This window comes from Streptomyces sp. NPDC003379, from assembly GCF_053589195.1.
The window spans coordinates 194360-208374 of record NZ_JBSFRK010000011.1 but is presented as its reverse complement, the minus strand read 5'-3'; the positions used below and the strand labels follow the sequence as shown (position 1 = coordinate 208374).

Annotated in this window: 11 protein-coding genes; 7 read left to right on the top strand and 4 right to left on the bottom strand. The window is 71.1% G+C overall.

Annotated features, from left to right (window positions below; genetic code table 11):
• The first annotated feature begins 37 nt into the window (after positions 1-37).
• A complete protein-coding gene (locus ACWDVB_RS13360; RefSeq protein WP_451519161.1) occupies positions 38-940 on the top strand; it encodes a GNAT family N-acetyltransferase in 903 nt (300 codons plus the stop codon).
• Here ACWDVB_RS13360 and ACWDVB_RS13355 read toward each other — a convergent pair.
• Positions 917-1150, bottom strand: coding sequence for an acyl carrier protein (locus tag ACWDVB_RS13355; RefSeq protein ID WP_451519162.1), 234 nt, complete (start codon positions 1148-1150; stop codon positions 917-919). The genes ACWDVB_RS13360 and ACWDVB_RS13355 overlap by 24 nt on opposite strands.
• 166 nt (positions 1151-1316) lie before the next feature.
• On the opposite strand from ACWDVB_RS13355, the gene ACWDVB_RS13350 reads away from it, so the two are divergent.
• A complete protein-coding gene (locus tag ACWDVB_RS13350; protein WP_451519163.1) occupies positions 1317-2342 on the top strand; it encodes a glycoside hydrolase family 5 protein in 1026 nt (341 codons plus the stop codon).
• A gap of 29 nt (positions 2343-2371) precedes the next feature.
• Positions 2372-3388, top strand: a complete 1017-nt coding sequence (locus tag ACWDVB_RS13345) for a LacI family DNA-binding transcriptional regulator (RefSeq protein ID WP_451519164.1) — start codon at positions 2372-2374, stop codon at positions 3386-3388.
• Between the two features lie 10 nt (positions 3389-3398).
• Here the strand turns inward: ACWDVB_RS13345 and ACWDVB_RS13340 are convergent, their stop codons facing one another.
• The gene (locus ACWDVB_RS13340) at positions 3399-4433 is read right to left on the bottom strand and encodes a LacI family DNA-binding transcriptional regulator (protein WP_451519165.1); all 1035 of its coding nucleotides are present in this window, start codon (positions 4431-4433) and stop codon (positions 3399-3401) included.
• A complete protein-coding gene (locus ACWDVB_RS13335; RefSeq protein WP_451519166.1) occupies positions 4430-6946 on the bottom strand; it encodes a glycoside hydrolase family 2 protein in 2517 nt (838 codons plus the stop codon). Before ACWDVB_RS13335 ends, ACWDVB_RS13340 begins: the two co-directional genes overlap by 4 nt.
• 283 nt (positions 6947-7229) lie before the next feature.
• Between ACWDVB_RS13335 and ACWDVB_RS13330 the strand changes: the two genes are divergently transcribed.
• From ACWDVB_RS13330 to ACWDVB_RS13315, 4 genes are all read left to right on the top strand, one after another.
• Positions 7230-8549, top strand: coding sequence for an ABC transporter substrate-binding protein (locus tag ACWDVB_RS13330; RefSeq protein ID WP_451519167.1), 1320 nt, complete (start codon positions 7230-7232; stop codon positions 8547-8549).
• Between the two features lie 117 nt (positions 8550-8666).
• Positions 8667-9644, top strand: coding sequence for a carbohydrate ABC transporter permease (locus ACWDVB_RS13325; RefSeq protein WP_451519168.1), 978 nt, complete (start codon positions 8667-8669; stop codon positions 9642-9644).
• Positions 9641-10549, top strand: a complete 909-nt coding sequence (locus ACWDVB_RS13320) for a carbohydrate ABC transporter permease (protein WP_451519169.1) — start codon at positions 9641-9643, stop codon at positions 10547-10549. Before ACWDVB_RS13325 ends, ACWDVB_RS13320 begins: the two co-directional genes overlap by 4 nt.
• 128 nt (positions 10550-10677) lie before the next feature.
• The gene (locus tag ACWDVB_RS13315) at positions 10678-12009 is read left to right on the top strand and encodes a phytase (protein ID WP_451519170.1); all 1332 of its coding nucleotides are present in this window, start codon (positions 10678-10680) and stop codon (positions 12007-12009) included.
• A 347-nt stretch (positions 12010-12356) separates the two neighbouring features.
• Here the strand turns inward: ACWDVB_RS13315 and ACWDVB_RS13310 are convergent, their stop codons facing one another.
• On the bottom strand, positions 12357-14012 hold the full coding sequence (locus ACWDVB_RS13310; protein WP_451519171.1) for an FAD-dependent oxidoreductase: 1656 nt from the start codon (positions 14010-14012) through the stop codon (positions 12357-12359).
• Positions 14013-14015: the final 3 nt, after the last annotated feature.

The following is a 14015-nucleotide window of genomic DNA, read 5'->3' as shown; positions in this document are numbered from 1 at the left end:
GGTGCGGACTGCCGGTGCGGTGGTGTGTGATCGTGCCATGGCAATCGTGTTGGGCAGGCCGGGAGTCGACGAGCTGAGCGAGGCCGTGGATGTGCTGCGGGAGTGGCAGTACGACGGGGCGCCGACGCAACTGCACCCGGGCGACCTGGGCTGGTTCTGGCGGTCAGGTGCGGAAGCGACCGCCGCGGCGGTCAGGACGTGGAGCCGGGACGGACGGATGCTCGCCGTCGGCCTGTTGGACGGTCCCGGACTGTTGCGCCTGACGATCGCACCGGACGCGCAGCGGGACGAGCGTCTGGCGCAGCAGTTGGTCGATGACATGACCAAGCCGGAGCGCGGCGTGCTGCCCGAGGGGAGGGCGAACATCGAGGCGCCGATGGGCGCACTGGTCCAAGACCTGCTGTCCGAGGCCGGCTGGAACACCGACGCCCCGTGGACGCCGCTGCGCCGCGACCTCACGGAGCCGGTGAGCGCCCCCGACATGCGGATCGAGGTGGCCGGGCCGGAGCAGGCGCACGTGTTCGCGGCGGTACATCGGGCGGCGTTCGACGGGTCGAGGTTCACGGACGAGCGCTGGCACGCGATGGCGGCCGGACCGCCGTACGCCGACGCGCGCTGTCTGGTCGCGTACGACGCACAGGGCGACGCGGTGGCGGCGGTGACGGTGTGGTCGGCCGGCCCGGGCAGGCCCGGGTTGCTCGAACCGATGGGCGTGCACCGGGAACATCGGGGCCGCGGCTACGGCAAGGCGATCACCGTCGCAGCGGCGTCCGCACTCCAGGAGCTCGGCTCATCGAGCGCGCTCGTCTGCACGCCAAGCTCCAACACTGCCGCCGTCGCCACGTACAGGTCGGCCGACTTCCAGCAACGCCCGGAGGTCCGGGACCGTTACCGGGACACCTCGCGCCGTGTCCCCTCACCCACGAGCGAAGCCAACTGAGGAACGCGGCAGGGGCCCTCCCCGAGCCCGTGGCCCCCGAGGGCATCTCAGCGCCACCGCTTCCACCGCATCGGCAAGCACCGCAACGGTGGGCGTCAGGAACAGCGCGGCCGCCGGCACCTCGACGCCGAGCTCCTGGTCGACGGCCAGTCGCAGCTCGGCCGCGAGCAGGGAGCCGCCGCCCAAGGTGTACGCCGCCGCGCAGACCATGGCGGGCAGTCAGCCCACCACTGATCTACTTAACCGGTTCCGTCCGGAGCATTGTGCTGCCGTCCTCCCTCCCCCTAGCCTCATGCAAGCCACCGGGCCGGAAAGCGCGCACCAGAACCACACGGCACATTCATGTCCTTGATGTGCATGACCCTCGGGAGCACGTATGAGAAAGAGAATGGCCGCCGCCATGGCGACCCTCCTCACCGTCCTTGCCACTGCCCTCATGACGGCACCGGCGAGTCAGGCGGCGGAAACACCGGGATTCCACGTCAGCAAGGGCCGTCTTCTCGACGCCAACGGAAAGGATTTCGTCCTGCGAGGCGTCAACCACGCCCACACCTGGTATCCGGACCGCACGGACCGAGCGCTGTCGGACATCAAGGCACTCGGCGCCAACTCGGTGCGTGTCGTGCTCAGCACCGGCGACCGCTGGACGAAGAACGACACCTCCGACGTCACCGCCGTCGTCGCGCGGTGCAGGCAGAACCAGCTGGTCTGCGTACTGGAGGCGCACGACACCACGGGGTACGGCGAGCAGAGCGGCGCGGTCTCCCTGGCGCGGGCGGTCGATTACTGGCGCAGCGTCAAGGCCGCGCTGAAGGGCCAGGAGAAGTACGTCATCATCAACATAGGCAACGAGCCCCACGGCAACGCCGGTTACCAGTCCTGGGCCTCCGACACCTCCGCGGCCATCCGCGCACTGCGAAAGGACGGCTTCGCCCACACCCTGATGGTCGACGCCCCCAACTGGGGCCAGGACTGGTCCTTCACCATGCGCGACAACGCCGCGTCCGTCTTCGCGTCGGACCCCCGCCGCAACACCGTCTTCTCCATTCACATGTACGGCGTATTCGACACCTCGGCCGAAGTCAGTGATTACCTGAACCGATTTGTCTCCGCCGGTCTTCCGATAGCGATCGGTGAATTCGGCAACGCCCATTCCGACGGGAACCCCGACGAGGATGCCATCATGGCGACGGCACAGCGGCTGCGGCTCGGCTATCTCGGCTGGTCCTGGAGCGGCAACGGCGGTGGCGTCGAGTATCTGGATCTGGCCACCGGCTTCGACGCCAACCGGCTGACCCCGTGGGGCGAGCGCCTGTTCAACGGCGCCGACGGCATCAAGCAGACGGCCCGCGAGGCAAGCGTGTTCAAGAGCCGGGGTAAGGTCGGCCCGGCAGGGTACTAACCGGTTAAGTCATGGGGGCGGGGTGGCGGATGAAGCGGCCGACGATCGCGGACATCGCGAAGCGGGCCGGGGTCTCGAAGGTCGCGGTCTCCTACGCGCTCAACGACCGGCCCGGCGTCTCCGCGCGGACCAGGGAGTCCGTCAAGGCCATCGCCGCCGACCTCGGCTGGCGCCCCAGCAGTGCGGCCCGCGCCCTCACCGGGGCGCGGGCCCGCGCGGTCGGCCTGGCCGTGTGCCGCCCCGCCCGCACCCTGAGCATCGAGCCGTTCTTCATGGAGCTGATCAGCGGCATCGAGTCGGTGCTCGCCCCGCTCTCGTACTCGCTGATGCTCCAGACGGTCACCGCGCACGAGAACGAGATCGAACTGTACGAACGGTGGTGGGGCGAGGGCCGTGTGGACGGCGCCCTCGTGGTCGACCTGCACGAACAGGACACGCGGGTCCGCGCGCTCGACGCCCTGCGGATGCCCGCCGTGGCCCTCGGCCCGCCGGACGCGGCCGGGCCCCTGCCCGCCGTGTGGTCGGACGACGGGGCGAGCGTCACCCAGACCGTCCGCTACCTCGCCACGCTCGGGCACCGCCGCATCGCACGGGTGGCCGGACTCCGCCACCTCGCGCACACCGCGGTCCGTGACGACGCGATGCGGCAGGCGTGCCGGGACGCGGGCCTGCCCGAACCCGCGCTGGTGCACACGGACTACACCGGAGAGGAGGGCGCCCGCGCCACCCGCCGCCTGCTGATCTCCGCCGACCGCCCCACGGCGATCGTCTACGACAACGACATCATGGCGGTGGCCGCTCTGTCGGTGGCGCAGGAGCTGACCCTGACGGTCCCCCGCGACCTGTCCGTCGTGGCCTGGGACGACTCGCCGTTCACCCGGGTCGTGCGGCCCGCGCTCACCGCCCTCAACCGGGACATCGCCGCCTACGGCGCGCGGGCGGCCCGGACCCTGCTCGATCTGATCGCCGACGGGCGGGCGGACAGTGTGCGGGACGAGCCCGCACACCTGGTGCCGCGCGCCAGCACCTGCCCGCCCGCTCCCTGACCTCCGCCGCTCAACCCGCCTGCGACGGCGGCGCCGTGGAGCCGCGCGGGGTGAGCGACGGTGTGGGCACCGGGCGCGACGCGACGTCCTTGCCGCCGATCACGTCGAAGAGGGCCCGGGCCACTTCGGCGCCGAAGCCGTGCACGTCGTGGCTCATCGCCGAGAGCGCGGGATGCGTGAGCCGGCACAGTTGGGAGTCGTCCCAGGCCAGCAGGGAGAGGCCGTCGGGCACGGCGATCCCCAGTTCGGCGGCGACGCCGGCACCGGCCACGGCCATGATGTCGTTGTCGTAGAGGATCGCGGTCGGGCGGTCGGCGGCGAGCAGCAGTGAGCGCGTGGCGCGGGCGCCGTCCTCGCCCGCGAAGCCCGTCGCGACCTGACGGGTGCCGTCGAGGCCCAGCTCGCGCCCGGTCGCCTCGAAGGCGGCGGCGCGGATGCCGCTGTGGCCCAGGCCGCCCGGCCCGCCCACCCGTGCGACACGCCGGTGCCCGAGGGCGGCGAGGTAGCGGACGGCCTCGGCGACGGCGGTCGCGTCGTCCGTCCACAGGGAGGGCAGCCCGCCGGTGAGCGAGGGGTGCCCGACGGCGATCGCGGGCAGGCCGAGCGCCCGCAGCGGGGCGACCCGGGGATCGTCCTCGTGGAAGTCCACCAGGATGGAACCGCCGATCAACCGCCCCCGCCACCAGCTCTCCTGCAGCTCGACCTCCTCCTCCAGGTCGCGGACCAGCCGCAGCAGCAGCGAGCAGGACCGTTCGGCGAGGACGCTCTCGATGCCCGAGATGAACTCCATGTAGAAGGGTTCGAGGCCGAGCAGTCTGGCCGGGCGGCAGATCGCCAGGCCGACGGCGTCCACGCGTCGGCTGGAGAGGCTGCGCGCGGTGGAGTCGGGCCGCCAGCCCAGGTCGCGGGCCGCGGCGAGGATCCGCTCCCGGGTGGCCCGCGAGACGCCGGGTTTGTCGTTGAAGGCGAGGGACACGGCTCCCTTGGAGACCCCGGCGCGCGCCGCGACGTCCTTGATGGTGATGCGCGGGGACGAGGCGCTCACGCGGCTTCCACGCAGAACAGCGCGGCCCTGATCTCCTCGACGCCGACATCGACGCCGACACCGCCGTCGGCGCCGCGCAGACCGCGTACGCGGATGCGGGTCCGCTCGCCAGGCAGGAGCGTCACCAGGCCCCGGTCGGCGCGTGCGCCGGGGGCGATCCGGTCGGCCTGGAGCAGAAGGTCGCGTACCAGGGTCTGTGCTGTCACCACGACGTCGACTGTATCCCCCTCGTCATCCGCCTCCCCGGCACCTGCCACGGGCTCCACCGCGACGTCGTAGCCGACGCTCGGATAGGCGAAGTCCCGGTCGACCACGGGGAAGTACACGGCACGCGGCCCGTCGGCATCCGCAGCGACATCCGTACCCCCGTCCGCGTCGGCCACCAGGTACTCCTTCGTCGAGCCGGCCGCAGGGACGAGGTCCTGCGGGACCGGTAGCCGCAGTACCGCGCGCGGGGCCACTTCCAGGTCGAGCGTGGTGGTGCACGGAGTGCCGCCGTCGGCTTCCATGCGGCGCAGCAGGACCTGGGTGTGCCACGGCTCGGCGGCTTGGTTGACGAGGGCGAGGACCGGCCCCGTGGCGTCCGGTCGCAGAGTGAGGAGCCGGTCGGCGTAGACGCGGCGCAGTTCGTGGTGGAGCGGCTTGAGGCGGCCGTCGCCGTCCACCGCGGACCAGGAGCTGACGGGCCAGCAGTCGTTGAGCTGCCAGACGACCGTGCCGGCGCAGACCGGCCAGTGGGAGCGCCAGTGCTCGATCCCGGCGGCGACGGCGCGGGCCTGGACGAGCTGGGTCAGATAGTGCCAGCGGTCGAAGTCGCCCCCGGGCGGCGCGAAGTGGCGGGCGACACCCCGGTCGAGCTTGCCGTTGCCGTCCTCCGCCTTCTGGTGGTGGAGCATGCCGGGCGAGTCGGGCGCCAAGTCCTCACCGGGCAGGGCGCGCCGCAGGGTGGCGTGGTTCGGGGGCGCCTGCCAGCCGAACTCGGCGACGAAGCGGGGCACGCTCGCGCGGTACTCCGTGTAGTCCTGGCGGTTCCACACCTCCCAGGAGTGGTGCGTGCCGTGGGCGGGGTCATTGGGGTGGTGGTCCCAGGAGCCGGACCAGGGGCTGCCCGCCGCGTACGGGCGTGTGGGGTCCAACTCGGCGACGACGCGCGGCAGGAGGCCCAGGTAGTAGCCCTCGCCCCAGGAGTTCCCCGCGAGTTCGGGCTCCCAGCCCCAGTCGCGGAAGCCCCACAGGTTCTCGTTGTTGCCGTTCCACAGGACGAGGCTGGGGTGCGGCATGAGCCGTACGACGTTCTCGCGGGCCTCGGCCTCCACCTCGCCGCGCAGCGGCTGCTCCTCGGGGTAGGCGGAGCAGGCGAAGAGGAAGTCCTGCCAGACCATCAGGCCGAGTTCGTCGCAGGTGTCGTAGAACGCCTCGTCCTCGTAGATGCCGCCGCCCCACACCCGTACGAGGTCGACGTTGGCGTCCGCCGCCTGGCCGAGGCGGGTGCGGTAGCGGTCGGGCGTGACGCGGGAGGGCAGGACGTCGTCGGGGATCCAGTTGACGCCGCGGGCGAAGACCCGGATGCCGTTGATGACGAAGGTGAAGCCGGTGCCGTGCTCGTCCGGGCTCCGGTCCAGCTCCACGGTGCGGAACCCGACGCGCCGCCGCCAGGTGTCGAGCGACGGCTCCGGGGCGTCCACCGCGGAACCGGGCTCCCGCGACGCGTCGTGCAGCGTCACCTCGATGTCGTACAGCGGCTGTTCGCCGTATCCGCGCGGCCACCACAAGGCGACGTCGGGGACCTGGAGGACGATGACCGCCTCGTCGCCCTGGATGTCCGCGCTCGCCTGGACGCCGGCCACCGAGGCGCGGGCCGTCAGGGGGCGTTCGGAGCCCTGGCGGGTGCGCTCCACGTCGACGCGCAGTTCGACGCGGCCGGTCGTGCCCTCGACGGTCACCAGGGGCCGGACTTCCCGTAGGCGCGCGGTCGACCAGCGCTCCAGGCGGGCGGGGCGCCAGATGCCGGCGGTCACCAGGGTGGGCCCCCAGTCCCAGCCGAAGCCGCACGCCATCTTGCGGATGTACTGGGAGGGTTCGGGATAGACGTTGGGCCGTTCGCCGGTGGCCGCGCGCACGGCGGCCGCCTCGTCGTAGGCGGAGGCGAACTCCACGCGGAGCTCTCCGGTGCGCCCGGTGATGTCGAAGCGGTGGCTCCGGTGCATGTTCCGGGTGCGGCCGAGCTCCACGCCGTCCAGCGTGATCAGCGCCGCGGTGTCGAGGCCGTCGAACACCAAGTCGGTACGTTCGTACGCCACTTGAGCTTCCGGCGCGGGCGCGAGGGTTCTCGTGTACGTCCATGCGCGCCGTCCGACCCAGTCGACCTCGCGTTCGTTCAGGCCGAGGAACGGGTCGGGGATGAGCCCGGCGGCCAGCAGATCGGTGTGGACGCAGCCGGGGACCCGGGCGGCGATCGACGCCCCGTCGTGGCACAGGCTCCAGCCCTCGTCGAGCTGGGTGACGTCCTTCATGGTGCGGCTCCAATCGGCGGGCACGACCCCGTTGGGGTGAGACGCGGCCCAACTTAACCCCACGGAAGTAAACCGGTCTAGTCCCGCCTAGTCCCTTCCGAGGGGACCGCTCGGGTCACCAACCAGCCCGTTCCTCCTGCGCAGTTGCCTGTCACGGCAAGGAGTGAAGTAACGATTGGGCATCACGACGGAAATCGGAGCTTTACCGGTTCATACATCGCTGACATAGTGCCGACATCCCACCTGGAGACCTGAGCCGTAACCCTTGGAAGGAGTTGGGCACATGGAGAGGAAGACGCTTGCGAGCGCGCTTCTCGCCGTCGCGATGCTGGCCGTCGCGGGGTGCGGCGGCGGAGGCACACCCTCCGGCGAGACCGCGACCGCGCCCTCGGACCCGGGGGACGTCTCGGGCACCATCACGGTCCTGACCCACCGCACCGACCTCGTGCAGAACGGCAGGATGAAAAAGTACGCCGCCGAGTTCAACGAGATCTACCCGAAGGTGAAGGTCGAGTTCGAGGGCGTCACCGACTACGAGGGTGAAGTCAAGATCCGGATGAACACGGAGAACTACGGGGACGTCCTGATGATCCCCGCCGTGATCGCGAAGGACGACTACCCGAAGTTCTTCGCCCCGTTGGGCAGCACGGCGAAGATGAGCAAGAAGTACCGGTTCACCGGCAAGACGGACGTCGAGGGCAAGACGTACGGCATCGCCGGCTTCGGCACCGCCAACGGGTTCGTGTACAACAAGGCGGTGTGGAAGAAGGCCGGGATCAAGGACTGGCCCACCACCCCCGAGGAGTTCCTCACCGACCTGAAGGCCGTGAAGTCCAAGAGCGGCGCAGTGCCGTACTACACCAACTTCAAGGACGGCTGGCCGCTCAGCAGCCCCTGGACCAACAGCATCGGCTCGGTCAGCTGCGACGCCAAGGCCTCCGACGAGCTCGCGACCTCCACGGAGCCCTGGGCGAAGGGCAGCGATCTGAACGTCATCGACACACTGCTGCACGACATCGTCCACACCGAGCTCGCCGAGAAGGACCCGACCACCACCAACTGGGAGTCCTCCAAGAACCTCCTCGCCAAGGGAGAGGTCGGCAGCATGCTGCTCGGCTCCTGGGCGATCACCCAGATGCGGGACGCGGCCCGGAAGGCGGGTGAGAACCCGGACGACATCGGGTTCATGCCCTTCCCCGCGCAGCAGGACGGGAAGTTCTGCGCCACGCTGCTCTCCGACTACCAGCAGGCCGTGAACGTGCACTCCGACCACAAGACGGCGGCACGCGCATGGATCGACTGGTTCACCGAGAAGTCGGGCTACGCGGACACCGAGGGCGCCGTCTCCGCCCTGAAGTCCGCGGAGCTGCCGTCGACCCTCAAGCCGTACATCGACAACGATGTCAGGCTCATCGAGCGCTCCGAGGCGAAGACCGCGCAGGTGAACGCCATCGATGACGCGGCCGAGATCGGCCTCGCCAAGCAGGACTACCGCCAGAAGCTCGTCGACCTGGCCCGCGGCGCCGGACAGGGCAGCCTCAAGGACTACTTCGCGGACCTCGACCGACGCTGGGCCGAGGCGGCGAAGACCGCCGGCTCCTGACGGGCGGCGGTCGCGGGGCCCCGGACCCTCCCGGGACGCCTCCTTCCGGTCCCGGCCCCGGGGCCGGGGCCCCGCGCATGACACCGCGCTCCCGGACGACGAAAGGCTCTGGCCGACATGACCGACACGACCGACAAGGCGCCGACGGCCCCGGGCGGGCGGGCCGCCGCCCGCGCCCCGCGTGAACGGGCGGACCGCCCCGCCACGGCTCCCCCGCGCTCCTGGCGCTCCCACCCCTTGCGGCGGGCCACTCCCTGGCTCTTCCTCGCCGTACCCCTGGCCCTGCTGATCACGTTCACCTACGTCCCCGTGGGCAACATGATCTATTACAGCTTCACCGACTGGGACGGCGTCAGCCCGGAACGCGACTTCACGGGCGTCGACAACTACACCCAGCTGTTCACCCGGCCCGAGCTGTTCCGGGTGTTCTTCGTCAGCTTCTACTACCTGGCCGCGTCCGCGGTGCAGATCGTGGTGGCGCTGTACTTCGCGACCGTCCTCAGCTTCGATCTGCGCTTCCGGAACCTCTTCAAGGGGATCCTCTTCTTCCCCTACCTGGTCAACGGCGTCGCCATCGGCTTCGTCTTCCTCTACTTCTTCCAGGACGGCGGCACGCTCGACTCGCTCCTGTCCTGGTTCGGCGCGGACGGCGACCACGCCTGGCTCGGTGACCCCGAGTCGGCCAACACCTCGCTCGCGGGCGTGTCGGTGTGGCGCTTCACCGGGCTCAACTTCGTGCTGTTCCTGGGCGCCATCCAGTCGGTTCCCGGCGAGCTGTACGAGGCGGCGCAGCTCGACGGCGCGAGCAGGTGGCAGCAGTTCCGGCACATCATCGCGCCGAGCATCAAGCCCGTCCTCAGTCTGAGCATCATCCTGGCGGTCTCCGGCTCGCTCGCCGTGTTCGAGATCCCGTACATCATGACCGGCGGCGCAACCGGCACCTCGACCTTCGTCATCCAGACGGTGAAGCTCGCCTTCCAGTTCAACAAGACGGGCCTGGCCTCGGCGGCCGCCGTGGTGCTGCTCCTGATCATTCTGGTGATCACCTGGATCCAGCGCCGGCTCGTGCCCGACGAGAAGGTGGATCTCGTATGACCACGACCACACGTCCCGCTGGACCCGGAGCCGGAGCTGGATCCGGAGCCGGAGCCGGAGTCCGAACCAGGCGCAGGCGCAGGCGTCCGGCCCTTGGGCGCGGGCTGACCTACCTGTCCCTCGTCGTCGCCTCCCTGGTGGTGCTGCTCCCTCTCGTCGTCGTCTTCCTGACCTCGCTCAAGACGTCGCGGGAGGTCGCCGACGGCGGAGCCCTGGCGCTGCCGGGCGACTGGCTGAACTTCTCGAACTACGCGACGGCCTTCAACGACGGCCACATGCTGACGGCCTTCGGCAACACGGCGTTCATCCTGCTCTTCTCGATCACCGGCACGGTGGTGATCGGCTCCATGACGGCGTACGCGATCGACCGGTTCGACTTCAAGGTCAAGAAGCTGGTCGTCGGTCTTTTCCTGGTCGCCACGCTGGTGCCGGGCGTCACGACGCAGGTCGCGACGTTCCAAGTGGTCAACAGCTTCGGCCTGTTCGACTCGCGGTGGGCCCCGATCCTGCTCTACATGGGGACCGACATCGTGTCGATCTACATCTTCCTGCAGTTCATCAGGGGCATCCCGACCTCGCTCGACGAGGCGGCGCGGCTGGACGGGGCGAACGCGTTCACCATCTACCGCAGGATCATCTTCCCGCTCCTGAAGCCCGCCATCGCGACCGTCGTCATCATCAAGGGCATCACGGTCTACAACGACTTCTACATCCCGTTCCTCTATATGCCCTCGGAAGAACTCGGCACGATCTCGACGGCGCTCTTCCGCTTCAAGGGGCCGTTCGGGGCGCACTGGGAGAACATTTCCGCGGGGGCCGTCCTCGTCATCGTGCCGACGCTGGTCATCTTCCTGTTCCTCCAGCGGTACATCTACAACGGGTTCGCCCAGGGGGCCACCAAGTGACCGGCCACCCCCATTTGTTCACTTGCCGCACTAATCTGGGACCCGTTACCGAGCGGCAAGTCTTCACGCTGAGATCACACACTCCCCACGTCCCTGTTCCCCACCTTCCCTCCTGAAGGAGTCCCTACGTGGTCACGCCCCGCCCCACCCGGTCGACGACGCTCGCTCTCGCCACGGCGGTGGCCGCGCTCGCCGCGGCCGCGCTGCCCTTCCAGGCCCTCGCCGCCCCGGCCGGCGCCCCGGTCGGCGCGCGCGCCGCGCTGCCCGCCGTCGCTCCGCACGCTGAGACCCCGGCCCTGCACGACGACGAGGCGGGCGGTGACGCCGACGCGGACGACCCGGCGATCTGGCGCAACGCGGCGGCTCCGGGCCGCAGTCTGGTGATCGCCACCGCCAAACAGGGCGGCCTGCGCGTCTACGACCTGGACGCCCGCGAGGTGCAGTACCTGCCCGCGCCCGCCGCGCCCGGCCCGGACCACGCGCCCGGCCGCTTCAACAACGTCGACCTGGTGCACGGCCTGCGCCTGTCCTCGGGCCGCGCCGACCTCGCCGTGACCAGCGACCGGGGCAGCGACCGGCTCCGCTTCCACCGCATCGACGGCGACCGCGCCGACGCCCCGCTCACCGATGTCACCGACCCGTCCGCCCCGCCCGTGTTCTCCTCCTCCCAGGAGCAGATAGACGAGCAGCGCACCGCGTACGGACTCGCCACCTGGACCGACAAGTCCACGGGCCGCTCCTACGCCCTGGTCAGCCGGCGGGAGCGGACCAGCGTCGCGCTGCTGGAGATCACGCCGGGCGCCGGCGGCAAGGTCGGCTACCGCAAGGTCCGCACCCTCGACCTGCCCGCCGAGTTCCGCCTCCCCGACGGCACTTCGTGGTCGCCCTGCGGTGAGCCGGGCGAACTCCCCCAGGTCGAGGGCATGGTGGTGGACCCGGCCAACGGCATGCTGTACGCGGGTCAGGAGGACGTCGGCATATGGCGGGTGCGGGCCGACCTGACCGGCACGCCGAAGCTCGTCGACAAGGTCCGCGAGTACGGCGTCCCCGGCACCTACGACGAGGAGACCGAGGAGTGCGTCGCGGGCGCCGACCCCGGTTACGGCGGCACCCGTCTCACCGCCGATGTCGAAGGGCTGACGCTGCTCACCGAGTCGGACGGCGACGGCCACCTCCTGGCCTCCAGCCAGGGCGACAACACCTTCGCCGCCTACGACCGCGAGGTGTCCGACGACAACGAGTACGAGGGCGGTTTCCGCGTCACCGCGGCGTCCGCCGCCCTCGACGGCTCGGAGGAGTGCGACGGCGCCGCCGCCCTCGCCGCGCCGCTGGGCCCCAAGTACCCGAACGGGCTGCTCGTGGTGCAGGACGGACATGACGCCCCCGGCGACGCCGAACGCCCCTCCACCAACTTCAAGTTCGTGGACCTCGGCGACGTCGAGGACGCCCTGGCGGACTAACACGCCCCGACCCGACCCACGCCGGCGCTCACCGCGGGGTGCCCGCTGAAGGACATGCCCCACGAGGCCGTCGCCGCCGTCGCCGCCGACGCCGCCGTCGGCAAGGGGAGCGGCCTGCTCCTGCTGTCGCGGGAGGCGGTGGGGACGTGCATGTCCGCGGACGTGGCGTGGCCCTCGGTCACTGCGGGCCGGACGGGCGAGGGCCGGCGGGCAGACCCGAGAGGTCAGGGCCGGTGGACCAAACCCGGTGGGTCCGGGCCGGCGGGTCCGGGTCGGCGGGTCCGGGTCGGCGGGGCAGGCCTGGTAAGTCGGGGCCGATGGAGCAGGGCCGGTGGACCGAGTTACGGTCAGTCGGCGTGGTGGGGTCCGCGGTGGGTGCGGGATGTGGTGAGGAGTTCGGTGAGCGTGGCCAGTTTTACCCGGGGGCGGTCCGCGCGGCGGCCTCGGGCTGTCTCGGTTCGTTCGATCGCGGCAAGGCCGCGGGCGTCGATCAGACGGCGGTTGCGGCGGCGGGCCAGGCGGTGGAAGGAGCGGGTCGTGTGGAGGGGTGCGGGCAGCGCCCCGGCGACCGCGTCGGCCAGGAGCGTGGTGACCGTCTCGGCGGCGCAGGTGCGGTTGGCGCCGATGCCGCCGGTGGGGCCCCGCTTGATCCAGCCCACGACGTAGGTACCCGGCTGCCCGGTGACCCGGCCGCCCTCGTGCGGAATGGTGCCGCTGACCTCGTCGAAGGGCAGTCCCACGACCGGCAGGCCACGGTAGCCGATGGCCCGCAGCATCATGCCCGCCCGCAGGATCCGCTCCCCCGCGTCCGAGGCGACGCGCACCGCCTCCACCCGGTCGCCGCCGAGGACTTCCGCGGGCGTGCAGTGGAACCGCAGGACGATACGCCGCCCGCTCTCCGGCGGCCCCTCCCAGTCCATCCGCCGGCGCGTGACGCCGCGCAGGACGGCCGCCTTGCCGCCCGGGTCCGCCTCGTCGACGGCGAGCGCGATCCGCGGGTCGTGGTCGTCGACGACCAGTTCCACGCCCGGCAGGTGCTTGAGGGCGAGCAGTTCGGAGCTGGTGTACGCGGCGTCTTCCGGGCCGCGCCGCGCGAGCAGGACCACCTCGCGGACCCGGCTTTCGCGCAGCGCCGCCAGGGCGTGGTCCGCGATGTCGGTGCGGGCCAGGGCGTCCGGGTCGGCGAGGAGGATACGGGCCACGTCCAGGGCGACGTTGCCGTTGCCGACCACGACGACGCGCTCCGCCGACAGGTCGACGCCGTCCGGGGCCGCGTCCGGGTGGGCGTTGTACCAGGCGACGAACACGCTCGCGGAGACGCTGCCGGGCAACTCCTCCCCCGGAACGGCCAGACGGCGGTCGCCGGATGCCCCCACGGCGTAGATCACCGCGTCGTGGTGCGCGGCGATCTCCTCATGGGTGACGTCGGTTCCCACGTCGAGCCCCAGGAGCATCCGCACCCTCGGGTGCGCGTGGAAGCGGGCGAAGGTGTCGCCGACCTTCTTGGTCGCGGGATGGTCGGGCGCCACGCCGTAGCGCACGAGCCCGCCGGCCACCGGCAGCCGGTCGATCAGCGTCACCTCGGCGCTGGTGTGCAGCAGCAGGTCCTGTGCGGCGTACATGCCGGCCGGGCCGGTGCCGACGACGGCGACCTTGAGCGGCGCGAAGTCGGCGGGCAGCACGCGCGGGAAGGCCGGCTCGCCCCAGGAGTGGAAGTTCGGCCCGTCCGGCTCCGGTTCGGGGGCCTTCGCCTCCTTGTAGTACGCCGCGTTGATCGCGCCGTACTCCTTCTGTGCCGGGGGCAGGCTGTCCACCGGGAAGACGGCGTCGACCGGGCAGGCGTCGGCGCAGGCGCCGCAGCCTATGCAGGTCGCGGGGTCGATGTGCAGCATCTCCGTGCTGCCGAACGCCCGCTCCTGTGGGGTGGGATGGATGCAGTTGACGGGGCACACGGCCACGCAGGTGGCGTCGCCGCAGCAGGTCTGTGTGATGGCGTAGGTCATATC

Excerpts from the sequence above, each read along its gene's own strand:
- ACWDVB_RS13360 (WP_451519161.1), top strand. The coding sequence starts at position 38 with ATGGCAATCGTGTTGGGCAGGCCGGGAGTCGACGAGCTGAGCGAGGCC.
- ACWDVB_RS13355 (WP_451519162.1), bottom strand. The coding sequence starts at position 1,150 with ATGGTCTGCGCGGCGGCGTACACCTTGGGCGGCGGCTCCCTGCTCGCG.
- ACWDVB_RS13350 (WP_451519163.1), top strand. The coding sequence starts at position 1,317 with ATGAGAAAGAGAATGGCCGCCGCCATGGCGACCCTCCTCACCGTCCTT.
- ACWDVB_RS13345 (WP_451519164.1), top strand. The coding sequence starts at position 2,372 with ATGAAGCGGCCGACGATCGCGGACATCGCGAAGCGGGCCGGGGTCTCG.
- ACWDVB_RS13335 (WP_451519166.1), bottom strand. The coding sequence starts at position 6,946 with ATGAAGGACGTCACCCAGCTCGACGAGGGCTGGAGCCTGTGCCACGAC.
- ACWDVB_RS13330 (WP_451519167.1), top strand. The coding sequence starts at position 7,230 with ATGGAGAGGAAGACGCTTGCGAGCGCGCTTCTCGCCGTCGCGATGCTG.
- ACWDVB_RS13325 (WP_451519168.1), top strand. The coding sequence starts at position 8,667 with ATGACCGACACGACCGACAAGGCGCCGACGGCCCCGGGCGGGCGGGCC.
- ACWDVB_RS13320 (WP_451519169.1), top strand. The coding sequence starts at position 9,641 with ATGACCACGACCACACGTCCCGCTGGACCCGGAGCCGGAGCTGGATCC.
- ACWDVB_RS13310 (WP_451519171.1), bottom strand. The coding sequence starts at position 14,012 with ATGACCTACGCCATCACACAGACCTGCTGCGGCGACGCCACCTGCGTG.